Origin of the sequence: Demequina ureilytica (assembly GCF_048553575.1) — a bacterium.
In the GTDB taxonomy this organism is placed as follows: Bacteria; Actinomycetota; Actinomycetes; order Actinomycetales; family Demequinaceae; genus Demequina.
Genome location: NZ_JBLZIE010000002.1, coordinates 41,341 through 63,283 on the forward strand (window position 1 = coordinate 41,341; position 21,943 = coordinate 63,283).

20 protein-coding genes are annotated in these 21,943 nt (G+C 69.0%); 8 read left to right on the forward strand and 12 right to left on the reverse strand.

Features of this window, described 5'->3' with window-relative positions:
- Both ACNI3K_RS06955 and ACNI3K_RS06960 read left to right on the forward strand, forming a co-directional pair.
- Entirely contained in the window at nucleotides 1-669 is a 669-nt protein-coding gene (locus ACNI3K_RS06955; protein ID WP_419391159.1) for an amino acid ABC transporter permease, read from the forward strand.
- A complete protein-coding gene (locus ACNI3K_RS06960; RefSeq protein WP_419391160.1) occupies nucleotides 656-1,468 on the forward strand; it encodes an amino acid ABC transporter ATP-binding protein in 813 nt (270 codons plus the stop codon). The genes ACNI3K_RS06955 and ACNI3K_RS06960 overlap by 14 nt, the downstream gene beginning before the upstream one ends.
- 47 nt (nucleotides 1,469-1,515) lie before the next feature.
- On the opposite strand, the gene hisH is transcribed toward ACNI3K_RS06960, so the two are convergent.
- From hisH to ACNI3K_RS06980, 4 genes are read right to left on the reverse strand one after another with little or no spacing between them, the layout of a single operon-like run.
- Nucleotides 1,516-2,175, reverse strand: coding sequence for an imidazole glycerol phosphate synthase subunit HisH (hisH, locus tag ACNI3K_RS06965; protein ID WP_419391161.1), 660 nt, complete (start codon nucleotides 2,173-2,175; stop codon nucleotides 1,516-1,518).
- A gap of 42 nt (nucleotides 2,176-2,217) precedes the next feature.
- Nucleotides 2,218-2,832 carry a hypothetical protein gene (locus ACNI3K_RS06970; protein ID WP_419391162.1) on the reverse strand — a complete coding sequence of 205 codons (615 nt, stop codon included), beginning with the start codon at nucleotides 2,830-2,832 and terminating at the stop codon, nucleotides 2,218-2,220.
- The gene (gene hisB, locus ACNI3K_RS06975) at nucleotides 2,829-3,428 is read right to left on the reverse strand and encodes an imidazoleglycerol-phosphate dehydratase HisB (protein ID WP_419391163.1); all 600 of its coding nucleotides are present in this window, start codon (nucleotides 3,426-3,428) and stop codon (nucleotides 2,829-2,831) included. Before hisB ends, ACNI3K_RS06970 begins: the two co-directional genes overlap by 4 nt.
- The gene (locus ACNI3K_RS06980; RefSeq protein WP_419391164.1) at nucleotides 3,425-4,519 is read right to left on the reverse strand and encodes a histidinol-phosphate transaminase; all 1,095 of its coding nucleotides are present in this window, start codon (nucleotides 4,517-4,519) and stop codon (nucleotides 3,425-3,427) included. The genes hisB and ACNI3K_RS06980 overlap by 4 nt, the downstream gene beginning before the upstream one ends.
- A gap of 163 nt (nucleotides 4,520-4,682) precedes the next feature.
- On the opposite strand from ACNI3K_RS06980, the gene ACNI3K_RS06985 reads away from it, so the two are divergent.
- On the forward strand, nucleotides 4,683-6,911 hold the full coding sequence (locus tag ACNI3K_RS06985) for a RecQ family ATP-dependent DNA helicase (protein WP_419391165.1): 2,229 nt from the start codon (nucleotides 4,683-4,685) through the stop codon (nucleotides 6,909-6,911).
- Nucleotides 6,912-6,959: 48 nt separating this feature from the next.
- The gene (locus ACNI3K_RS06990; protein ID WP_419391166.1) at nucleotides 6,960-7,442 is read left to right on the forward strand and encodes a VOC family protein; all 483 of its coding nucleotides are present in this window, start codon (nucleotides 6,960-6,962) and stop codon (nucleotides 7,440-7,442) included.
- Nucleotides 7,443-7,467: 25 nt separating this feature from the next.
- Here ACNI3K_RS06990 and hisD read toward each other — a convergent pair whose 3' ends face one another.
- Genes hisD through ACNI3K_RS07005 form a run of 3 tightly spaced genes read right to left on the reverse strand, consistent with a single transcriptional unit; the run spans nucleotide 7,468 to nucleotide 10,108 of the window.
- Entirely contained in the window at nucleotides 7,468-8,772 is a 1,305-nt protein-coding gene (hisD, locus tag ACNI3K_RS06995; RefSeq protein ID WP_419391167.1) for a histidinol dehydrogenase, read from the reverse strand.
- A gap of 37 nt (nucleotides 8,773-8,809) precedes the next feature.
- Nucleotides 8,810-9,670, reverse strand: a complete 861-nt coding sequence (locus ACNI3K_RS07000; protein ID WP_419391168.1) for an SDR family oxidoreductase — start codon at nucleotides 9,668-9,670, stop codon at nucleotides 8,810-8,812.
- A gap of 51 nt (nucleotides 9,671-9,721) precedes the next feature.
- Nucleotides 9,722-10,108 carry a DUF4260 domain-containing protein gene (locus ACNI3K_RS07005; protein ID WP_419391169.1) on the reverse strand — a complete coding sequence of 129 codons (387 nt, stop codon included), beginning with the start codon at nucleotides 10,106-10,108 and terminating at the stop codon, nucleotides 9,722-9,724.
- Nucleotides 10,109-10,250: 142 nt separating this feature from the next.
- Here ACNI3K_RS07005 and ACNI3K_RS07010 point away from each other — a divergent pair, with 142 nt between their 5' ends.
- A complete protein-coding gene (locus ACNI3K_RS07010; protein ID WP_419391170.1) occupies nucleotides 10,251-11,120 on the forward strand; it encodes an SDR family oxidoreductase in 870 nt (289 codons plus the stop codon).
- Nucleotides 11,121-11,132: 12 nt separating this feature from the next.
- Here the strand turns inward: ACNI3K_RS07010 and ACNI3K_RS07015 are convergent, their stop codons facing one another.
- From ACNI3K_RS07015 to ACNI3K_RS07025, 3 genes are read right to left on the reverse strand one after another with little or no spacing between them, the layout of a single operon-like run.
- Nucleotides 11,133-12,116, reverse strand: coding sequence for a M56 family metallopeptidase (locus ACNI3K_RS07015; RefSeq protein ID WP_419391171.1), 984 nt, complete (start codon nucleotides 12,114-12,116; stop codon nucleotides 11,133-11,135).
- Nucleotides 12,113-12,505 (reverse strand): BlaI/MecI/CopY family transcriptional regulator, encoded by a 393-nt coding sequence (locus ACNI3K_RS07020; RefSeq protein ID WP_419391172.1) that lies wholly within the window; start codon nucleotides 12,503-12,505, stop codon nucleotides 12,113-12,115. Before ACNI3K_RS07020 ends, ACNI3K_RS07015 begins: the two co-directional genes overlap by 4 nt.
- A complete protein-coding gene (locus ACNI3K_RS07025) occupies nucleotides 12,502-13,041 on the reverse strand; it encodes a hypothetical protein (RefSeq protein WP_419391173.1) in 540 nt (179 codons plus the stop codon). The genes ACNI3K_RS07020 and ACNI3K_RS07025 overlap by 4 nt, the downstream gene beginning before the upstream one ends.
- A gap of 111 nt (nucleotides 13,042-13,152) precedes the next feature.
- Here ACNI3K_RS07025 and ACNI3K_RS07030 point away from each other — a divergent pair, with 111 nt between their 5' ends.
- Genes ACNI3K_RS07030 through ACNI3K_RS07040 form a run of 3 tightly spaced genes read left to right on the forward strand, consistent with a single transcriptional unit; the run spans nucleotide 13,153 to nucleotide 16,025 of the window.
- Nucleotides 13,153-13,944, forward strand: coding sequence for a DsbA family protein (locus tag ACNI3K_RS07030; protein WP_419391174.1), 792 nt, complete (start codon nucleotides 13,153-13,155; stop codon nucleotides 13,942-13,944).
- Nucleotides 13,945-13,947: 3 nt separating this feature from the next.
- Entirely contained in the window at nucleotides 13,948-14,835 is an 888-nt protein-coding gene (locus tag ACNI3K_RS07035; protein ID WP_419391175.1) for a cytochrome c biogenesis CcdA family protein, read from the forward strand.
- Complete coding sequence (locus ACNI3K_RS07040; RefSeq protein WP_419391176.1) at nucleotides 14,832-16,025, forward strand: outer membrane protein assembly factor BamB family protein; 1,194 nt, start codon at nucleotides 14,832-14,834, stop codon at nucleotides 16,023-16,025. Before ACNI3K_RS07035 ends, ACNI3K_RS07040 begins: the two co-directional genes overlap by 4 nt.
- A gap of 24 nt (nucleotides 16,026-16,049) precedes the next feature.
- Here ACNI3K_RS07040 and dnaE read toward each other — a convergent pair whose 3' ends face one another.
- Nucleotides 16,050-19,613 (reverse strand): DNA polymerase III subunit alpha, encoded by a 3,564-nt coding sequence (gene dnaE, locus ACNI3K_RS07045; protein WP_419391177.1) that lies wholly within the window; start codon nucleotides 19,611-19,613, stop codon nucleotides 16,050-16,052.
- Between the two features lie 129 nt (nucleotides 19,614-19,742).
- Nucleotides 19,743-21,917 carry an ATP-dependent nuclease gene (locus ACNI3K_RS07050; RefSeq protein WP_419391178.1) on the reverse strand — a complete coding sequence of 725 codons (2,175 nt, stop codon included), beginning with the start codon at nucleotides 21,915-21,917 and terminating at the stop codon, nucleotides 19,743-19,745.
- Between the last annotated feature and the right edge of the window lie 26 nt (nucleotides 21,918-21,943).

Here is a 21,943-nt window from a genome sequence, read left to right on the forward strand (position 1 = left end):
ATGACGGAGTCCAATTGGGACCTGTTCTTTGACGCGTTGGGGCCGATCGTCCTCGGGGCGGTGCGCGGCACCATCCCGCTGACGGTCGTCTCCTTCGCGGTGGGGCTGGCCCTCGCATTGATGCTGGCCCTCATGCGCCTGTCGCACCGCTGGTGGCTGGCAGGCCTCGCGCGGGGATACATCTCGATCGTCCGCGGCACGCCGCTGCTGGTGCAACTGTTCGTGATCTTCTACGGTCTGCCCTCGATCGGCATATTGATCGATCCGTGGCCGAGCGCGGTGGTCGCCTTCTCGGTGAACGTGGGCGGCTACGCGGCAGAGATCATTCGCGCCGCCATCCTCTCCGTACCCAAGGGTCAGTGGGAGGCTGCATACATGGTCGGCATGTCCCGTCACGTGGCGCTGCGGAGAGTCATCCTTCCCCAGGCGGCGCGCGTCTCCGTCCCGCCGCTTTCGAACACCTTCATCAGCCTGGTGAAGGACACCTCTCTCGCCTCACTGATCCTCGTGACGGAGCTATTCCGCCAGGCGCAAGAGGTCGCGGCGTTCAGCCAAGAGTTCATGCTGCTGTACCTCGAGGCGGCGCTCGTCTACTGGGTGATCTGCTTGGGACTGTCCGCCGTTCAGACCCGTCTCGAGACCCGATTGGACCGCCATGTCGCCCATTGACCCCGTCTCCGCACCCGATCCGCTCGAGCCCCCTCCGCCCGCACGCGGGTCCGGGCCGCTGCTCACCGTTCGCGGGCTGCGCAAGCGGTTCGGCGACCACGAAGTGCTGCGGTCCGTGGACCTGACCGTGCGACGCGGCTCCGTGCTGGCCTTGATCGGGCCCTCAGGATCGGGCAAGACCACGGCGCTGCGGTGCCTCAACGGCCTGGAGACGGCCGATGCCGGCACCATCGAGGTCGGATCCGAGTTCAGCATCGATCTGGAGCGCAAGCTCAGCACAGCCGAGCGCGCCGCCCTGCGCGACCGTTCTGCGATGGTGTTCCAGCACTACAACCTGTTCCCTCACAAGACGGTGCTCGAGAACGTGGTCGAGGGGCCCATCATCGTGCAGCGCAGGCCCGCGGCCCAGGCACGGGACGAGGCGCGGGTGCTGCTGGAGAAGGTCGGCCTTGCGGACAAGGCCGATGCGTACCCGTTCCAGCTCTCGGGTGGCCAGCAGCAACGCGTCGGCATCGTGCGCGCACTGGCGCTGCGGCCCGAGTTGCTCCTGTTCGACGAGCCAACCTCGGCGCTGGACCCCGAGCTGGTGGGAGATGTGCTCGACATCATCTCCGAGCTCGCCAAGGAGGGGTGGACCATGGTGATCGTGACTCACGAGCTTCAGTTCGCCCGCGATGTCGCGCACGAGGTCGCGTTCGTCGACGGCGGCGTGATCGTCGAGCACGGGCCCGCTGCCGAGGTGCTCGGCAACCCGCGCCACGCGCGCACTCAGCAGTTCCTCAAGCGTCTGCTCCGCTGACGCCACCGCGCGCGACCGGCCAGTGCGATCGCGCACCAACGGTCAGCTCAGCGCAGCGACTTGACCCAGTTGCGCAGCAGCTGCAGCCCGGCCTCGCCGGACTTCTCGGGGTGGAACTGCGTGGCCGTCAGCGGCCCGTTCTCGACGGCCGCGACGAACCTGTCCCCCGCATCGGCCGGTCCCGCCTCTGACCACGTGACCAGCGGCGCCTGAAAGCGCCCCGTGTCCTCGGCGGTGCCCAGCGGGAAGGCGCGCGCACCGTAGGAGTGGACAAAGTAGAAGCGCTCGTCGGCGACGCCGTCGAACAGCGTCGAACCTTCGGGCACGTCGACGTTCGCCCAGCCCATGTTGGGCACGACGGGGGCCTGCAGCTTCTCGACGGTGCCCGGCCAGTGGTCCAGGCCCTCCGTCTCGACGCCGTGCTCCACGCCGCGCTCGAACATCACCTGAAGTCCAACGCAGATGCCCAGCACCGGACGTCCGCCGGCGAGCCGGCGGCCCACGATCTGGTCGCCCCGCACCTCCTTGAGACCCTTCATGACGGCCTCAAAGGCGCCCACGCCGGGAACTATCAGCCCATCCGAGTGCTCGGCGACCGTGCGGTCCGCCGTGAGCGTCACGCGGGCTCCCACGTGCTCGACCGCACGCACCGCAGAGCGGACGTTGCCGAAGCCGTAGTCGAGGACGGTGACGAGGGGGGAGTTCACGCGTTCCAGTCTAGACGCGACGGCGCGCGGCCGATGCGGGAGTCAGTCCGCGTTCGGGTCCGGATTCGAGTCACGCGCGTTGGCCTCGCGCGCCTTCAGCTGACGCTTGGCGTCCTTGGCCGCGCGGCGCAGCTCGCGGAAGGCCTTCATGCGGGACATGCGTGCCTCGAAGACCTTGCCGGGGTGCGTCTTGGCGATTTCGTCGATGGTCTGCGTGCCCGCCATCAAGGTGGTGATGACGCCCGGCGCCTGGTCGAGCGCGAAGCCCGGGGGGACGGTGTCGCCCTTGACCCCTTCGAGCCACCTCCGCACGGTGATCTGCCCGGCGCGGCGCTCCATGGCCAGGATCGCCTGCGTCTTCACGAATGCGCTGACCACCTCGCCCGCGGTGTCCACGGCGCCCTGGCTGGTGTCGTCCAGCACCGCGAAGGCACCCGCCGACGTCTCGAGCGTCTGGCCCCGGACGCCGTTCAGCGCGCACACCGCCGCGAGCACCCGCCCGTTCTGGATGGGAGTGAACAGCGCGACGGTGTCCTTCTCGACGTGAGGCCCGCTCTCCCCCATCGGCCTCGCGTCGGCGAGCGCTCCCAAGTCGTCCGGAACGTGGAACTCATCCCCCGCATCGGCCGCCTGGTCGTCGTCGCGTGGCTCGCTCACAGGGCGCCCTTCGTGGAGGGAATGCCCTTCACCCGGGCATCGGCCGTCACGGCGGCGCGCAGCGCCCGCGCGAGCGCCTTGAACTGAGCCTCGACGATGTGGTGCGGGTCGCGGCCGGCGAGCACACGCATGTGCACGCAGATGCCTGCGTGGTGCGCGATCGACTCGAGCACGTGGCCCGTGAGCGAGCCGGCGAAGTTGCCGCCAATGAGATGCGTCGCCTGCCCCACCGGCTCACCGATGTGCACGAAGTAGGGACGGCCGGAGACGTCGACGACGCACTGCGCGAGCGCCTCGTCGAGCGGCACCATCGCATCGCCGAACCTCGAGATCCCGGCCTTGTCACCCAGCGCCTGCTTGAGGGCCTCGCCGATGCAGATCGCGACGTCCTCGACGGTGTGGTGGCTGTCGATGTGGACGTCGCCCGTCGCCTGGACGGTCAGGTCCATCAGCGAGTGCTTGCCCAGCGCCGTGAGCATGTGGTCGTAGAACGGCACGCCGGTGCTGATCTCGGTGGTTCCCGAGCCATCCAGGTCGAGCTCCACGAGTACCTGCGACTCGCTCGTCGCGCGCTCGATGCGTCCGGTACGGCTCATGCGGTGACCTCCAGTAGCGCGCTGCGGAACAGCGCCATCTCTTGCGGGGTGCCGATCGACACCCGCAGCCATCCCTCGGGGCCCGTCACGCGGATCAGCACGCCGCGGTCCAGGAGCCCCTCGAACACTCTCTCACGGTCCTCGAACGGCCCGAAGAGCGCGAAGTTCGCGTCCGTCTCCGCCACCGTGTAGCCCTGGTCGGTGAGCCACGCGACGGTGTCGTCGCGCTCGGCACGGATCTCGTCGACCTGCGCCTGCAGCTCGCGGTGGTGCGAGAGCGCGGCCCGGGCCGTTGCCTGCGTCACGGCGCTCAGGTGATACGGCAGGCGCACCACACGCAGCGCATCGATGACGGGCTCGTGCGCGACCAGATATCCGAGCCGGCCCCCCGCGAGCGCGAAAGCCTTGGACATGGTGCGACTCACCGCGAGGTTCGCGTGCTCCGGGATGATCGTGGCGGCGCTCGGCACCCCCGAGCGACGGAACTCCGCGTAGGCCTCGTCGATGACCACCACGCAGCCGTCCTCGACATCGTCGGCCGCGGCCATGAGTCCGCGCACATCATCGAGGCTCAGCGCCGTGCCCGTGGGGTTGTTGGGGCTCGCGACCAGCACCAGGCTGGGCTTGATTTCGCGGATCGCGGCCTGCGCCGCGTCGATGTCCAGCGTGAAGTCTTCGCGCCGCGGCAGCGTCACGTAGTCCGTCACCGTGTCGCGCGCGTACTCGGGATACATCGAGTACGTGGGGGCGAAGCTGAGCACCTTGCGTCCCGGTCCGCCGAAGGCCTGGTGCAGGTGCAGCATCACCTCGTTCGAGCCGTTCGCGGCCCACACGTTGCGCACCTCCACGAAGTCCACGAGGCTCTCAGCGGCGAGATAGTGCGCGAGGTCGGCCCGCAATGCCGTGAAGTCGCGGTCCGGGTAGCGGTTCAGACCTTCCGCGGCCTTGCGCACGGCCGCGGCGATGGCGTCCACCACGCTCGGCGGCGGCGCATACGGGTTCTCGTTGACGTTCAGGCGCGCGGCGACCTCCAGCTGCGGGGCGCCGTATGGCTCCAGCCCGATCAGTTCCGGGCGCAGGGGCAGAGTCATGGCAGGAAGTCTAGTGGCGTCGCCCCCCTCCATTCCCAATGGTCGATGTGACGGTTGTGGCCCGTGGGGCCGATGCGGTGGCACCCCACAGTCCCATCCGTCACCTCAGTCACTTGGGCCATTGGGAATGGGTGGTGTCGGCGGCCGCGCCTACGGTGGGGACATGGCATCTCCCGCACCTGCGTCCATCTCTGAGACCGAGCCGGCCCCCGCATCGGCCGCACTGCGCGCCGAAGGCGAGGCCGCGCTGCAAGCGCTGGTGGGGCGGGACGACGCCGCGCTGCGCGACGACCAGTGGCGCGCCATCGAGGCGCTGGTGCAGCGGCAGGCCCGGGCGCTCGTGGTGCAGCGCACCGGGTGGGGAAAGTCCGCGGTGTACTTCGTGGCGACCATGCTGCTGCGCGCGCGAGGGGCGGGGCCCACCATCATCGTGTCGCCGCTGCTGGCGCTCATGCGAGACCAGATCCAGGCGGCGTCGCGGGCAGGCATCCGCGCCGCGACGGTGAACTCCGCGAACGTCACCGAATGGGACCAGGTGCATGCGGCCATCGCTGCCGGCGAGATCGACGTGCTGCTGTGCTCTCCCGAGCGGCTCAACAACCCCCAGTTCCGCGACGAGGTGCTGCCACGGCTCGCGGCCGATGCCGGGCTCGTCGTCATCGACGAGGCCCACTGCATCTCCGACTGGGGGCACGACTTCAGGCCCGACTACCGGCGCATTCGCACGCTGCTCTCGGAGCTGCCCGACGGCATCCCGGTGCTCGCGACCACGGCGACCGCGAACTCGCGGGTGACGGCCGATGTCGCGGAGCAGTTAGGGGTGCGCGGCGTCGATGCCGACGCAAGCGAGGACGTGCTGGTGCTGCGCGGGGCGCTCGACCGCGAGTCGCTGCACCTGGGCGTGGTCCAGCTGCCGGATCCCGCGGCGCGCGTGGCGTGGCTCGCCCAGGCGCTGCGCGAGATCGACGGTGCCGGGATCATCTACTGCCTCACGGTCTCCGCCGCCGAGGAGGTCGCGTCGCAACTGCGCGCGGCCGGCCACACCGTGGGCGCCTACACCGGGCGCACGGACACGGCCGAGCGCGAGCAGCTCGAGGAGGACCTCAAGGCCAACCGCGTGAAGGCGCTCGTCGCGACCTCGGCGCTGGGGATGGGCTTCGACAAGCCCGACCTCGCTTTCGTCATCCATCTCGGTGCGCCGTCGTCGCCCATCGCGTACTACCAGCAGGTGGGGCGTGCAGGTCGTGGCGTCGATCGTGCGCTCGTGGTGCTGCTGCCCGGGGCTGAAGACCGCGCCATCTGGGAGTGGTTCGGGTCGCAGGCATTCCCGCCCGAGGACCAGGTGCGCGCGGCGCTCGGCGCGTTAGGCACGGCGCAACCCACGTCCGTGGCGGCGCTCGAGACCCAGGTGGACCTGCGGCGCGGGCGGCTGGAGTCGATGCTCAAGGTGCTAGACGTCGACGGCGCGGTGAGCCGCGTCAAGGGAGGCTGGCTGGCGACCGGCCAGGAGTGGGCCTACGACGCCGATCGCTACGCGCGGGTCGCCGAGACCCGCACCGCCGAGCAGGGCACCATGCTCGAGTACGAGCGGCTCGACGGCTGCCGCATGGCCTTCCTGCGCGGCGTGCTCGACGATCCGGATCTGGAGGACGGCTGGCGGTGCGGGCGCTGCGACAACTGCGGCGGGGTCGATCTTCCTGCGGCACCCGACGGCACAGCCGTGGACGCGGCCCGCGACGGGATGGACCGCGTCGGCGTGGAGATCGTGCCCCGGCGGCAGTGGCCGAGCGGCATGGACTCGCTCGGCGTGGACCTGCGCGGGCGCATCCCCGCCGATGAGCAGGCCGCCGCGGGCCGCGCCATTGCAAGGCTCGACGGGCTGGGGTGGTCGGGCGCGCTGCGCGAGCTGTTCGAGTCGCGTGACGAGTCCGGCGCCCCGGTCGACGGCGAGACGCCGCCGCCGCTGCGTGAGGCCGCCGTGCGCGCTCTCGAGGATTGGAACGAACTGTGGGGCGGCGTGAAGGGCCCGGCACCTTCTCTCGCGGTCCACGGCGTTGTGTCGGTGCGCTCGATGACGCGGCCGCTGCTGATGGACCACCTGGGGCCCGGGCTCGCGCGGTTCCTGAAGGTGCCGTTCGTGGGGACGCTCGGGCCAGTGCCTGCGCGACCCGAGCCGGACCGCCACGACGTCAACTCGGCGCAGCGGCTCGCGTCAGTGTCGCGGCGGATCGGCCTCGAGATGGATGGTGCGGCGCTCGAGGGGCTCCGCGGGCGCTCGGTGCTGCTGGTGGACGACTACACCGACTCCGGGTGGACGCTCACGGTCGCGTCGCGGCTGCTGCTGCGCGCGGGTGCGACCGCCGTCTATCCGTTCGTACTCGGCGTGCGGTAGCGGAGTCGCGCACTGGCGAGCCTCGATGGCCGTCGCTAGCGTTGAAGCATGACGATTCGCCGACTGGAGAACATCGGGATCGTGGTCGAGGACCTCGCGGCCGCCGTCGACTTCTTCGAGCAGTTGGGGCTGACCCTGCTGGGTGAGGCCACCGTCGAGGGTGACTGGGTGGACCGTGTCGTGGGCCTGGATCAGGTGCGCTCCCAGGTTGCGATGCTGCAGACCGCCGACGGTCACGGCCGGCTCGAGCTCATGCGCTTCGCCCGCCCCACAGCTCATCCCGGCGAGGGCGCCGCCCCCGCGAACACCCTCGGGATCCGCCGCATCGCATTCGATGTCGACGATCTCGACGCGACGGTAGCGGGGCTGAACGCGCGCGGCGCAGAGCTGGTCGGCGAGGTCGTTCGATTCCAGGACGCGTACCGGCTGTGCTACGTGCGCGGACCCGAAGGCATCATCGTGATGCTGTCGGAGGAGCTCGGCGACGCCGCCGCGGGCGACCACAAGTCCGACGCGCCTGCGCCGGACTGACCAGGGTCGGGCCCCGGACGGGCTGTCAGCGCTCGAACCGCGCGCGGATCGCCTCGCCGTGAGCCGGAAGGTCCTCAGCCTCCGCAAGCGCAACCGCACTGTCCCCCACTGCTGCGAGCGCATCGGCCGTGTAGTGGATGGTCGAGACCGCCTTGAGGAAGCTCGCGGTGTTCAGCCCGCTTGCGAAGCGAGCCGTGCCGCCTGTGGGCAGCACGTGGTTCGAGCCCGCGATGTAGTCGCCGAGCGACACGGGGCTGTGCGGCCCCACGAAGATCGCGCCCGCGTTGCGAATCCGGGCCGCCACCGCAGCCGCGTCACGGGTGTGGATCTCCAGGTGCTCGGCACCGTAGGCATCGGCGACCTGGACCGACTGGTCGATGCCGGCCGTCAGGATCACCGCGCTCTGGCGACCCGTGAGGGCCTCCTTGGCGCGCGCGAGGTGCCGGGTCGCGTCAGCCCTTTGTTGCAGTGCCGTCTCGACGCGCTCGGCGAGGTCCTCGGAATCGGTAATCAGCACGGAGCCGGCCATCGGGTCGTGCTCGGCCTGACTGAGCAGATCGGCGGCGACATAATCGGCGTCGGCGCTGTCGTCGGCAATGATCGCGATCTCGGTGGGTCCGGCCTCGGAGTCGATTCCCACGACGCCGTTGACCGCACGCTTGGCGGCGGCGACGTACACGTTGCCGGGGCCCGTGATGATGTCGACCGGGTCGCACAGATCGTCGACGCCGTACGCCAGCAGCCCGATCGCCTGAGCGCCTCCCACGGCGTAGACCTCATCGATGCCTAACAGCGCGCACGCCGCCAAGATGGTCGGGTGCGGCTCACCGCCGAAGGCCTTCTGCGGCGGCGTCGCGACCGCGATGGACTCCACGCCTGCGGCCTGCGCCGCGACCACGTTCATCACGACGGAGCTCGGGTAGACGGCGAGACCGCCGGGAACATACAGCCCCACGCGGGCCACGGGGATCCATCGCTGCGACACGGTGGCGCCCTCCGCCACCTGGACGGAGACGGGCGGCGGGACGGTCGCCTCGTGGAAGGCCCGGACGCGGGAGATCGCCTCACGAAGGGCGTCGAGGACCTTGTCGTCCTGGGTGGCAACGGCGGCCTCGATGCGCGCGGGCGGGACCCGCAGGTGCTCGGGGGTGACGCCGTCGAACCTCTCGCCGTACTCAAGGATCGCCTCGGCACCGCGGGTACGCACGGCTTCGAGAATCGGCTGCACAGTCGCGAGCGCGCCCGCGACGTCGGTGTCCGCGCGGGGGACGATGGCGAGCAGCTCGCGGGCGGACAGGTCGCGGTCACGCAGATCGATTCGGCTCAGCACGCGCACCAGCCTATCCCCGCCCGCGGTGGGGGGCGGGTCACGCCATCGCGAGGGACAGGCCCGGCTCCAGCGGAGTCGTGGGCCGACCGGCGAGGCGCGCGAGGTCGTCGCCGGCGACGTCGAGCTCGCCCGCGAGCACGGCCTGGTCGATCTGCACCGCCATCTGGGCGTACGGCTGAGGCACTCCTGCGCCCAGCAGCGCCTCGAGATGGGACGGCGCATCCACCTGACGCACGTGCACCTGTCGCGCACCGATCCTGCCGATGACCTCGGCGAGGTCGTGCATGGTCCAGCCCGCGTCCCCTGCGAGCTCGTACCGCTTGCCCTCGTGTCCCGGCGTGGTGAGCACGGCAGCGGCGGCCGCGGCGAAGTCCCGGCGCGAGGCCGATGCGGTACGCCCCTCGCCCGCGCTCGTGAGCAGCTCGCCCGAGGACAGCGCCTGGCGCGCTTGAGCCACGTAGTTCTCGGTGTAGAAGCCGTTGCGCAGCATCACGAAAGGCACCCCGCTGGCCTCCAGGTACTGCTCCGTCCCCACGTGCTCCTCGAGCAGGGGGTTCACCGTGGCTTCGCCGGCACGAAGCACGGACGTGTACGCGATGAGGCTCACCCCCGAGTCGCTCGCCGCGTCAATGGCGTTGGCGTGCTGCCTGACCCGCCGGCCTACCTCGGACCCCGAGATGATGAGAGCTCGGTCCACGCCTTCGAAGGCGGCGATGAGGCTCGGCGGATTGTCATAGTTTCCCTGGCGGATCGTGACCCCGCGAGCGGCGATCCCGTCCGCCTTGCCCAGGTCCCGCACGACGGCCACGAGCTGGCTGGGACGCACGCCGCGGGCGAGCAGCTCATCGATGACGAGTGGGCCCAGTTTCCCGGAGGCGGCGGTGACGGCGATGGTCATGGTTGGTGCTCCTTGATCGTCCTGCCAGGGACAACTCGCGATCGCTACGGGTCATTCCCCCTGGCGACCATCAGAGCGCGCCTTGCCGATCCACCCCAGATGGGTGTGCTCAAAGGCGTCCGAGTGCTTGAGCCCAAAGCCCAGCGCGCGGTCGGCTGCGACGTGGAACGCCCACGAGGTGGCGAGGATCATGAGCGCGTCCTCACCCGTCACCGCGAAGGCCGCAGCGCTCAGCACCGGTCCCACGTAAGAATGCACGGCGTTGTAGAGGGCCGCGCCCGCTCGGGGTCCGGCCAGATACCCCACCGCGCTGAGGTCGAAGGCGAGGAACAGCGCCAGCGGCCACCACCATGCGTACCCGAAGGCGATGGCGGGCAAGGCGAACACCGCGATGGCGATCAGGGCCGACTCAAGGCGCTGATACACGACGGGGCTCATGCCACCAAAGCCTAGGACCGCTCCTGCTAGATTGACCAGCATGAAGACCCTGTGACTTTTGGCTCGCAGCACGTTCCGCGACCCTGCCCTGGCCGCCCTCGCGCCGGGCCTTCACTCGTCACGACGACCCACAGGACTTCACATGACCCATGCATTTCCCCTCTCCGGCCAGACCGCGCTCGTCACCGGAGTCTCCCGCCGCAGGGGCATCGGCTTCGCTGTCGCGACTAGTCTGCTCGAGCTCGGCGCGAGCGTCTTCGTCCAGCACTACCGCCCGCACGATGCCGCTCAGCCGTGGGGCGACGACGACATCGACGCGGTGCTGGCCACTCTCGACTCCTCGCGCGCCCCCGGCGCCCGCCTGGGCGACGCTCACGCTGACCTACGTGCGGCCGATGCGCCCGCCAGCTTGGTGCGCGACGCCGCCTCGCTCACGGGGCGGCTCGACGTCCTGGTGTGCAATCACGCGAAGAGCGGCGACGACGGCTCGATCCTCGACATGACCGCCGAGCGGCTGAGTGCGATGTGGGAGACCAACACGCGCTCCACGATCCTGTTGACGCGCGAGTTCGCGGCGCTCCATGGCGCTCCGGGGCCGGCGGCCGCACGTCCCGGAGCCCGCTCCGCGGACCGCGAGCCGTTCGCGGCCCCGGTGGGACGGGTGTTCTGGATGACCTCGGGTCAGGGCGACGGGCCGATGCGCGGGGAGGTCGCGTACGGCGCGTCCAAGGCGGCGCTGGCCGGCATCACCGCGACCGTCGCCGCAGAACTGCTCGACCTAGGGATCATCCTCAACACCATCAATCCGGGGCCGGTCGACACCGGCTACCTGGACCCCGAGGGCACGGACCGGGACCTCACCGAGATCGAGGCGTGGCGCCAGCGCACGCCGTTCGGACGGTTCGGTGAGCCGGCGGATCCCGCGCGGCTCATCGGATGGCTAGCCACCGACGAGGGAGCGTGGGTCGTCGGACAGGTCATCAAGTCCGACGGCGGGCTCAGCCTGTACTGACCGCCGCAGGCGCTATGCGCATCCGGTGGCGACGGCGACGGCGTAGGGCACCAAGATGCCGATGCCGAGAACCACATACGCAAGGCTGACACCCGCGACCGCCGAGGCCGGCACCATGCCACCACGCGATGTCGCACCCACCAGGCGACCGATGCGGTGGGGTCCGGAGGCGTGAAGAACCGGCGTGCGAGCGTGGTCGGCAGGCATTCCTGCGATCGTCGTCGGAATGCCCAACACGAGCAGGGCGCTCGCGAGAGCCGGCGTGCCAGCTATCCGCTGCGCGTGGGCATCGGCAGAAATCTCGAGGTAATGCGGCAACGCCTCAGCCGCGCTGCGGATGAACGGCACCCACCCGAGCGTGCGGCGCAGGCCGGCAGCGAGCGCGGCGATCGTGTGGTGTCCCTGGCGCAGGTGCGCGCTCTCATGGGCGAGCACGGCGTCGAGCTCACTGTCCGTGAGCGCGGAGACGGCCCCGGCCGACAGCGCGATTCCCCCGTGGCGGGCGTGCAGCGTCCAGGCGTACGGCGCGGCGTCGTTCACGACGAGCACGCGGTGGCCGCGCACGGTAGCGGGACTGGCGGCGGCGCGCAGCCATGCTGCGGCGGCACGGCCCTCGCGGCGCCGACTGCGGAACTCGGCCATCAGCCCCACGCCGATCCCGGCCGCTATGAACGCCCCGAGCGTGACCGGCACCACCGCCGGGAGCGCGAAGGCGGAGGTGGGGGCGGAGAAGGGGTTGGCCGATGCGAGGCAGCGTTGGCAGACCTCGCCTGCGCTGCCGCCGAGAAGAGACGGTCCCGCCGCGGCCCACGCCACGACCGGGCCGAGCGCGACCAGCGCCGCGGCCCACGCGACCATGGCCCCGCTGACGATCGCGACCGCGGTGCGGGGGGCGCGCATGAGCGCGGGCGACGAGCGTCGCAGCAACAGCGGGCCCAGCGCCGCGAAGGCCACGAGCCCGGTGGCGAGCGCCACCGACGCGACGATCGCGTTCATCGCTCCGCCGGTGCCGCGCGCTGGACGAGGTAACCGCGCAGCAGGGCCATGTCGCTCTCGTCCATCGACTCGACGAAGTGAAGCATCGACGCGGCCCTGTTGGGGCTCGACTCGAGCGCGTGCGCCATCACGGCGGCGGTGTGCTCCTCACGGGACACCCGCGCGGCGTATTTGACCGCGCGGCCGTCCCTCTCGGGGATCACCAGGCACTTGCGCTGAAGGTTCCCCAGCACGGTCGCAATGGTCGTGTACGCGAAGTCCTGCGGGAGGGCATGGATCACGTCGCGGATCCGGGCGGGGCCGCCGTTCCACAGCACGTCCATCACCTGCGCCTCGAGAGTTCCGAGCCGCGGCGGTTCGCACGACGGGTCGGTCGCGGGGTCGGTCACGCCGTCGCCTCCACCCGAGCCATCGGGACGGCGCAGGCGATCTCGCCCCGAAGGCGCGCCACCAGCGCGACTCCCGTCACCGCGAGCGCCGCCACCGCAAGCACCGGCTGGAACGGCGCGAACCACGTCAGCGCACCCGAGTAACCGAGAGCCAACAGCGCGATCTTGTTGCAGACCGGGCAGCCCACGGCGAACCAGCCGAGCATCGCTCCCGCGACTCCCAGCCGTCCCGAACGTTCGGCCTCCGGGTCATCCAGCTGCTGCTCTGCCGGGCCCCGCCCGCGCATGTAAGTGGCGATCAGCATGCCAGTGAGGGCGGAGGTGGCGAGCCACACGGGATAGTTCCACCACACCGGCGCGATCTCCCTGCCGAACACGGGGTTGGGGATCAGCACGGTCGCAGCGCCGACCACCAGGGCCACCGCGACGCCGGCGACGGTAGCGATCGCCCAGGTGCGCGCATCCCACAGCCGGAGGGCCTGAACTGCCAGGCGGATCGACTCGGCGGGGGTGCGGAACGCAGAGGTGAAGAGCATCGCCCCATTATGCATGACGATTACTATGGTGCATAGTCGACTATGACAGATAGTAATCAGCGGACCGATCGCACCGTCGATCCCGCTGCCTCACCCCCTCCAAGGAGAGCAATGACCGAGTCCCCGTCCCCCCGCCGCGCCACCCCCGCCTGGCTCGTCCCGGTGGTCATCGTCGCGATCGCCGCGATCGTCATCGCGCTGATCGTGGTGGTCCAGCGACCGGGCGACGATTCCGACGGTGCCACGGCCGCCCAGCCGAGCGCGAGCGCCACCGCCGCGGGTCCCGGCGAGGCCGAGGCGGACACCGACGCCCCCACGACGGTGGGCGGGGAGGACGCTCCCGACCTGTCCGAGGCCGAGCGACGCGACGCCGAGGACCCGCTCGCACAGGGCCCGGTCGATGCGCCCGTGGTCTTGGTCGTGTTCTCCGACTATCAGTGCCCGTACTGCGCCAAGTGGAGCGCCGAGACGCTGCCCACCATGAAGGAGTACGTCGAGTCCGGCGACCTCCGTATCGAGTACCGCGACGTCAACGTGTTTGGCGAGGCGTCGGTGCGCGGCGCCCGCGCGGCGTACGCGGCCGCCCTGCAGGGCGAGTTCGACGTGATCCACGACGCACTGTTCGCCGACGGCATGGCCCGCGCGTCCACGCAGCTGTCCGACGACGCGCTCGTCTCGCTCGCCCAGGAGATCGGCCTGGACGCCGAGCGCTTCGAGGCGGACTACCTCTCGGATGCCACGGCGCAGGCGGTCGCCGTCAATCAGCAGTTGGGCCTCGACCTCGGGGCGTTCTCGACGCCGAGCTTCGTCCTCGCTGGACAGCCGCTCGTGGGCGCGCAGCCCACCGAGGTGTTCACCGAGATCATGGAATCGGCGCTCGCCGGCGCTCCGAACGGGGGCTGACCAGTGGAGATCGGTCTCGTCGCCGCGTTCTTGGGCGGAGTCTTGGCACTCCTCAGCCCGTGCGGAGCGCTCCTGCTGCCCGCGTACTTCGCGTCGCAGGTGGGGAGCGGCTCCCGCCGCCTGATCCATGGGCTCGTGTTCTACCTCGGGATCGCCACGGTGCTGGTGCCGCTTGGCGCCGGGGCAGGCGCTCTCGGCCGGATCTTCGCGACCTACCGCGACGTCATCGTCGTCGGCGCCGCGGTCCTGCTCGTAGCAGCGGGCGTCGCCCAGGCCATGGGCTGGGGCTTCGACATGTCCAGGCTGGTTCCCGGTACTCGCTCGGTGCAGGCCCGCGCGTCGCGCAGCGTCGGAATCGTGCGCACCTATCTCCTCGGCGCGGTGGGCGGCGTCGCGGGATTCTGCACCGGGCCCATCCTCGGCGCGGTGCTCACGGTCGCGGCGGCGCAGAACAACGTGGTGGCGTCGAGCGGCTTGCTCGCCGCCTACGGCGCCGGCATCGTCGCGCCGATGCTCGGGCTGGCTACCGCGTGGGATCGCCTGGGCACCAGGGGGCGCACACTGATACGTGGTCGCACGTTCGAGGCGCTGGGCCGGACCTGGCACTCCATGTCCCTGCTGACGGGCCTGTTGATGGTCACCCTCGGGATCATGTTCTGGACGACCAACGGGCTCGTGAGCGCGCCGTCCCTGGTACCCGCCAGCGCACAGGCGTCGTTGCAGTCGGCGGCTTCGTCCATGACCGGCATCGGTGCCGACATCGCGCTCGTCGTGATCGTCATGGCGGTGGCGCTATTCACCTGGCACCGCATTCAGCGCCGACGCGCCGCACGCCGGGCCCGGGCCGAGACGCCACAGCCGACCGCCCCGGCACTCGAGGACAGCCCGTGAGCCGGCCCGCTCGGCGCACGCTCCTCGCGGCGGCGACCGCCGCCGTGGCGGCGCTCGTGCTCGCCGCATGTGCCCCAGGGGAACCGTCCGTAGAGGACGGGTCGCGGGGCTCCGCTCCGCTGAGTCGCGAGCCCGCACCGGGCGCCGACCCCCCAGCCTTCGACACCGCGGGACTGCGTCTTCCCCTGCAGCTGGACGGATCCGACTTCGTCGACCCGGGATGGGAGGTGGAGCCTCAGTACCTTGACGGGATCTTCCTGGCACCTATCGAGACCGGCGGGCACCTCTCCTTCACCGCAGTGAACTCCGAGGGCACGGCCCTGTGGGCTGCCGAGAGGCCGCTCGCGTGTGCCGGGTTCACGCTCGCTCAGCGCCAGGACGGCGTCCCGCTGGCCGTGCTCAACGATTCGGCCCCAACCGACGATGCGATCGCGCAGACCACCGCGACCGCCTACGACCTCAGGACAGGCGCACGGGTGTGGGGACCCGTGGACGTGCCCGGGCCGTATCAGGGCCCTGGGCTCGTCTACGCGTCGCCACCGCCCGAGGCCATGGGAGCCACCGGGCCGCGGGTCGCTCTCGACTCCGCGACCGGCGAGGTCGTCGTCGACGAGAGCGACGGTGCCGCACGCGTCGTCGCAGAGCGCCACGGCATCGTGGTCACCCACGACGGCGCGAGCGTGCGCGGCACGGACGCGACGGGAGCAGTGGCGTGGGAGACGGAACTGCCCGTCGGCGCCGACCAGGCGCAGGCCACGCCGGGCACGGCTCTCGCGGGCACGATGCTGTTGCTCAGCACTGGTGCCGACCGCTCCGCGGTCATCGATCTCGCCACCGGCGAGGCCGTCGCCACAGACGTCACGAGCGCGGCGTTCGACGAGGCCACCGGTTTGCTAATCGCAACCGACGGGGACCGCGCGTGGGCCACGGACGCCGCGACGGGCGACGCCACGTGGGAGATCGAGGCGTCTCCCGAGGCTCGCATCGAGTCGGCCGGCGGAGCGCAGGTCTATCTGCGGGACGGCGACTCCGTCTGGGTGCACAACTCGCTCACGGGCGCGGCGATGCCCGGCTACAAGGCAGAACTGGCGGGGGCCATCACCGTTCCGCTTGCGATCGCCTCGAGCGGCGCCGCGACCCTCGAGCACGAGGGAGGGGTGTTCCTCGCGACGACCCCCACCATTCGCTGAGGCACTCGCGCCCCCGCCGCGGCCTCAGCCCGTACTGACGGCTGCCACCGCAGGCGCGAGGCAGCTCGGCCCGAACGCCGCCTTGAGGTCCCCGAACAGGGCGCTGGACCTGTCGACCCGGAACTCGTCTCCCAGGCGCATGGTGATGGATTCCCCGCTGCCCGTCAGCACCATCCGGACCTCGACGGACCCCGGGTGCGAGCGCAGGATCGCCTTGATCTCCTCGACCATCGCAGGATTGACCCGAGTGGCGGGCAGCGTGATGGACACGGGCGAGTTGTCGACGACAGTGAGGTTCGGCACGCGCAGCTCGACCGCACTGAACTGGAGCCCGCCGTCCCCGCGCTCGCGGGCACGCGCCTTGATGGTGAGCACCGCATCGTCCGCAAGGTCGCGGGCGTACGTCTCGTATGTGCGGCCAAAGAAGGAGATCTCCGCCTCGCCAGTGAGGTCCTCGAGAGTGACGATCGCGTACGCGTTGCCGGACTTGGCCACGCGCCGGTCCACTCGCGTCACAAGGCCCGCGAACACCACCTGCTGACCGTCGCCCACGCCGTTGGCTGGGGTGGCGGCGAGGATCTGGTGCGAGGCCTCCGAGCGAATGATGTGGTCGAGCCCCGCCAGCGGGTGGTCCGAGACGTACAGCCCCAGCATGTCCCGCTCGAGGTTCAGCAGCGTCTTCTTGTCCCACTCCTCGAGCGTGGGGACGATCACCGTCACTCCCCCGCCTAGGTCGATGTCGCCGCCGAACAGGTCGAACTGACCGGTGGCCTCCTGGCGCTTGACCCCCACCACCGAGTCGATGGCCTGCTCGTGGACCGCGTTCAGCGACCGGCGGGTGTAACCCATGGAGTCGAACGCGCCGGCCTTGATGAGCGAGTCGATGGTGCGCTTGTTGCACACCGTCGCGGGCACCTTGTCGAGGAAGTCCTGGAAGGTCTCGAAGGCGCCCTTGGTCTCGCGCGCCTTGATGATCTCCGCCACCACGTTGGAGCCCACGTTACGGACCGCGGTGAGGCCGAACCGCACGTCGGTGCCGACGGCGGAGAAGTACGCGATGGACTCGTTGACGTCCGGCGGCAGCACCGTGATGCCCATGCGGCGGCACTCGCCCAGGTACATCGCGGACTTGTCCTTGTCGGTTCCCACCGAGGTGAGCAGCGCTGCCATGAACTCGGTCGGGTAATGCGCCTTGAGGTAGGCGGTCCAGAACGACAGCACGCCGTACGCGGCCGTGTGCGCCTTGTTGAAGGCGTAGTCCGCGAACGGGACCATCGTCTTCCAGAGCTTGTCGATCGCCTCTTCGGAGAACCCGTTGGCGCGCATGCCGGCGCTGAAGGGCTCGAACTCCTTGGCCAGCACCTCGGGCTTCTTCTTGCCCATCGCGCGGCGCAGCAGGTCGGCGGCGCCCAACGTGTAGCCGGCGACGATCTGGGCGATCTTCTGGACCTGCTCCTGGTACACGATCAGGCCGTGGGTGACCTCGAGGACCTCCTTGAGGGGCTCCTCGAGCTCCGGGTGGATGTAGTCCACCGCCTGGCGACCGTTCTTGCGCTCGGCATAGTTGGTGTGCGAGTTCACGCCCATGGGGCCCGGGCGATACAGCGCCAGGACGGCGGAGATGTCCTCGAAGGAGTCGGGCCGCAGCTGGCGCAGCAGCTGGCGCATCGCCACGCCGTCGAGCTGGAACACCCCCAGGGTGTCGCCGCGGCCCAGCAGTTCGAACGTGGCCTCGTCCGCGAGCTCCAGGTCCTCGAGCACCAGCGGATCCTTGCCGTTGTGCTCGATGTTGTACAGCGCATCGTCCAGGATCGTGAGGTTGCGCAGCCCCAGGAAGTCCATCTTGACCAGCCCCAGCGCCTCGCACGTGGGGTAGTCGAACTGGGTGATGACGGCGCCGTCCTGCTCGCGCCGCATGATGGGGATGATGTCGATGAGCGGGTCGCTCGACATGATCACGCCGGCCGCGTGCACGCCCCACTGCCGCTTGAGCCCCTCGAGGCCCTGGGCCAGCTCGAGGACCTGTTGCGCGTCGGGGTCCGCTTCCAGGATGGCGCGCAAGTCACCGCCCTCGTTGTAGCGCGGGTGCTTGGTGTCGAACAGCCCGGACAGCGGCATGTCGCGGCCCTGCTGCGGCTCGGGGTACGCCTTGGTGAGCTGCTCGCCCAGGCTGAACGGCTTGCCCAGCACGCGCGACGCGTCTTTGAGTGCCTGCTTGGCCTTGATGGTGCCGTAGGTCGCGATCATCGCGACCTTGTCCTCCCCGTACTTGTCGGAGACGTAGCGAATCACCTCGCCGCGCCTGCGCTCGTCGAAGTCGATGTCGAAGTCGGGCTTGGACTCGCGCTCGGGGTTGAGGAATCGCTCGAAGTACAGCTGGTGCGTGAGCGGGTCGATGTCGGTGATCCGCATCGCGTACGCCGCCATGGAGCCTGCACCGGACCCGCGCCCCGGGCCCACACGGATGCCCTGCTCCTTGGCCCACTTGATGAAGTCGGCCACGACCAGGAAGTACCCCGGGTAGCCCTTGTCGGTGATGACCTCGATCTCGGTGTTGGCGCGCTCCTGGACCTCGACCGGCACCGCCTCGCCGAACCGCTCGACGAGCCCGCGCTGGACCTCCTTGACGAACCACGAGTTCTCGTCCTCGCCCGCGGGCACGTCGTAAACCGGCATGTAGTCGGCCTTGGTGTTGAACTCGACCTCGCACCGCTCGGCGATCTCGAGAGTCGAATCGCACGCCTCGGGCAGCTCGCGCCACAGCTCACGCATCTCCGCGGCGCTCTTGAGGTAGTAGCCGTCGCCGTTGAAGGCGAACCGCTTGCCGCCCTGGTCGTACGTGGGCTCGCTGAGATTGGACCCGGACTGGACGCACAGCAGCCCCTCGTGCGCCTTCGAGTCTTCCTTCTTGACGTAGTGGGAGTCGTTGGTCGCCACGAGCGGCGCGCCGATCTGGTGCGCGAGCCGGAGCAGGTCCTCGCGCACGCGCTTCTCGAGGTCGAGACCGTGGTCCATCAGCTCGACGTAGAAGTTCTCCGCGCCAAAGAGGTCCTGGAACTCTCCTGCGGCCCGCAGCGCCTCGTCGTACTGGCCGAGCCGCAGCCGCGTCTGGACCTCTCCCGACGGGCAGCCAGTGGTGGCGATGATCCCCTTGCCGTACCGCTGCAGCAGGTCGCGGTCCATGCGGGGCTTGTGGAACTGCCCCTCGAGGGACGCGTACGAGGACATCCGGAACAGGTTGTGCATGCCCTCGGTGTTCTGCGCCCACATGGTCATGTGCGTGTACGCGCCGCCCGCAGAGACGTCGTCCGACTCCTGGCCGCGTTCGCCCCACTTCACGCGCGATCGGTCCTGTCGCGCGGTCCCGGGAGTCAGGTACGCCTCGACGCCGATGATGGGCTTGACCCCGTGGGCCTTGCCTTTGGCCCAGAAGTCGTACGCCCCGAAGATGAACCCGTGGTCCGTGGTCGCGATGGCCGTCTGGCCCAGCTCCTTGGCGTGCGAGAACAGGTCATCCAGCCGCGCCGCGCCGTCCAGCATCGAGTATTCGGTATGGACGTGGAGGTGGACGAAATCACTGCCGGGCATGGGCCCGATTCTAGGCGTCCCGGCCGACATCAACCCCCACCGCCCCGACAGTGTGAGGCAACTAGTGCGCGACACGCGGCGCGATCTCGGGCGATGGCCTTGAGGGCCCGCGTGTCGGGTCCAGTACTCTCAGGAACGAATGAAGAGGCGCCCGAAGATCTCGCGCAGTTCCGTGCTAACCGTGCTTGAGTGCTCACCTAGCGACTCGCTTGCAGTGTCCCAATCGGGTGTGTTGTCCCGCCAGTCGACAGCAGCTCGCACCTTTTCCGACGTTCTATCGTCTTCGCCGATGTACGACTCAATGGCACCACGAGAGAGCACGTAGATGCCTTCTTCACGCAGTTGTCGCAGCAGTGCGTCACGCCGATCACGGAGTTGGGCGTCCCCGGCTTCCGCGAGCACCCCTAGCCGCTCGTCGCGACGGGTGAAGCGGAAGAAGTCAGCGAGAGCGACTTTTAATGCGTCGTAGTTCTGCACGGCCGAGTCGCCAGCGAACTGCTCCACGATCGATTCCCACTGAGCACGGGCGTTACCGCTCTTGGCTAAGTCACCAGCGTTCGGGCCGGTCTTCGGCGCTGGCTCGCTCGTCTCGGATGCGACCTCGTTGAGGCGATCAATCATCTTGACCCGGAGTTCATCCGCTTGCTCGGATGCCCCGAGCTTGTCAAAGTCCTTGAGGAGAGCATCAAGGTCACAGCAGATTTCCACATCCGTCTTGAAAGCGGTGAAGAACTGTCGGTAGCCCTCGAAGTTCGACTTACCACCGACTCGCGCTATCGCGATCTTCGCCGCGTCGAAGTCCCACTCCGGATCTAGGATGTGAGCAAGATGCTCGATACACACGGCGTCAGAGTCACCTTCGACGAGCAGTACCTTCCGCGCGAAGAAGCCAATACCGTTGTGATCTGTGTTGATCATTTGGAAGTTCTTGCGCAGCGGCAAGTGTTGCAGATCGACAGGAGTCAAGACGCTCTCGGGTGGTCCTTCTTCGAGAACTTGTCTCTTGGAGATCTTCGAGAACACTGCGAGCGACCTCGTATCCAGGAACGCGGGCGTGTGAGTCGTCATCAGGACAAGATGCTGCGAGGAAAACTGAGCCAAGGCAGCCACAAGTTGGCGTTGAGCCCAGGGGTGCAGGTAAAGTTCCGGCTCCTCGAAGAGCAGCCAGTAGGTCGTCGAGGCCTTGCCGGGACTTGGGGAGCCCAGCCCGTCGTTGAGAAGTGCCGAGTACGCTCGAATCAGCGAAAAGATGACCATTCGCTTGAGCCCGTCGCCCTTGCCCTCGAGCGGCCCTTGCACACCGTCATCAACCACGAACCGCGAGCCGCCCAGCACCGTTCGCACCTCAGGAACTGGGACGTCGAGCTGCATTGAGACATCCGGGAAGTTCTCGCGCACGAAGCCCTGCACCAGATCCTCAACAGCTTTGACGGCTCCAAGTCGTTCATCCACGACCGTGCCGTCCGGCCCTGCGACGCGAGACAACTTCTTGCGCAGCGCATCAAAACTCGATGCATAGCCGTCGAGCTCCTGAGTTATCTCCTCCAGGAGAAGTCCCAGCATCTTTCCTAATGTTGCGGTGTCCGTGGTCTTCAGGTCGTCACGAACGTCACGTACAGCTTCCACGTACAGAGGCTCCGGGAGAAACCCGTCGATTGAGTTGTCGATCCCCGAACCAAGGGCGACGTCTTGGTTCTCAAACTCGTCGGGACCGAGTGTCGCGAGCAACTGTTCCAAGGCGCGACCCACCTCGTCGTTGGTGGGCTTCTCCCCCAGGAAAGGATCGAGACCGTCTACCGCTTCGACGAGTGCCTTTCGCTTATCCGCTCCACGTAGTCCCTTCCCAACATCGGCGAGTGCGCTGACGGACAGTCGGGTATCGCGTGGTTGCCGCTGCACGACCTTGAGTTGTTCCTTCTTCGTACTGCCCGGTTCGAACACACGCACGAGCGTCAAGGTTCCGTCCTTGACAGCCTGCTCGAGCCGCGTGCGGTGACCCTCGTTCTCAATCCTTGCAAGATCCTGCTCGTCGATATTGGAGATCGCGAGGGCGATCCGAATCGGCTCACTGAGGTCATAGAAGTCGTGTCGTGAGACCTGGCGCCTCGGGCCGGTCTGGAAGAACACCTGTACTGCGTGTAGGAGGGCAGACTTGCCTGCGTTGTTCTCACCAACGACGCACCCGAATTTGCTAAGTGGTAGATCGACTGCTCGCAGACTCTTGAAGTTCTCGACAGTGAGCTTATCTAGGCGCATAGCTTTCCCCTCATGTTGCACCATCACTTGTTGAAATACTCCCACCATTGGGGGAACCGTGGAACGGCCCCATG

Coding starts and splice junctions, on each gene's coding strand:
- ACNI3K_RS07030 (WP_419391174.1), top strand. CDS start 13,153: ATGACCGAGTCCCCGTCCCCCCGCCGCGCCACCCCCGCCTGGCTCGTC.
- hisB (WP_419391163.1), bottom strand. CDS start 3,428: ATGAGCCGTACCGGACGCATCGAGCGCGCGACGAGCGAGTCGCAGGTA.
- ACNI3K_RS07015 (WP_419391171.1), bottom strand. CDS start 12,116: ATGAACGCGATCGTCGCGTCGGTGGCGCTCGCCACCGGGCTCGTGGCC.
- ACNI3K_RS07005 (WP_419391169.1), bottom strand. CDS start 10,108: ATGAGCCCCGTCGTGTATCAGCGCCTTGAGTCGGCCCTGATCGCCATC.
- ACNI3K_RS06980 (WP_419391164.1), bottom strand. CDS start 4,519: ATGACTCTGCCCCTGCGCCCGGAACTGATCGGGCTGGAGCCATACGGC.
- ACNI3K_RS07000 (WP_419391168.1), bottom strand. CDS start 9,670: ATGACCATCGCCGTCACCGCCGCCTCCGGGAAACTGGGCCCACTCGTC.
- ACNI3K_RS06960 (WP_419391160.1), top strand. CDS start 656: ATGTCGCCCATTGACCCCGTCTCCGCACCCGATCCGCTCGAGCCCCCT.
- ACNI3K_RS07050 (WP_419391178.1), bottom strand. CDS start 21,917: ATGGTGGGAGTATTTCAACAAGTGATGGTGCAACATGAGGGGAAAGCT.
- ACNI3K_RS06985 (WP_419391165.1), top strand. CDS start 4,683: ATGGCATCTCCCGCACCTGCGTCCATCTCTGAGACCGAGCCGGCCCCC.
- ACNI3K_RS06955 (WP_419391159.1), top strand. CDS start 1: ATGACGGAGTCCAATTGGGACCTGTTCTTTGACGCGTTGGGGCCGATC.
- ACNI3K_RS07025 (WP_419391173.1), bottom strand. CDS start 13,041: ATGCTCTTCACCTCTGCGTTCCGCACCCCCGCCGAGTCGATCCGCCTG.
- ACNI3K_RS06990 (WP_419391166.1), top strand. CDS start 6,960: ATGACGATTCGCCGACTGGAGAACATCGGGATCGTGGTCGAGGACCTC.
- ACNI3K_RS07010 (WP_419391170.1), top strand. CDS start 10,251: ATGACCCATGCATTTCCCCTCTCCGGCCAGACCGCGCTCGTCACCGGA.
- dnaE (WP_419391177.1), bottom strand. CDS start 19,613: ATGCCCGGCAGTGATTTCGTCCACCTCCACGTCCATACCGAATACTCG.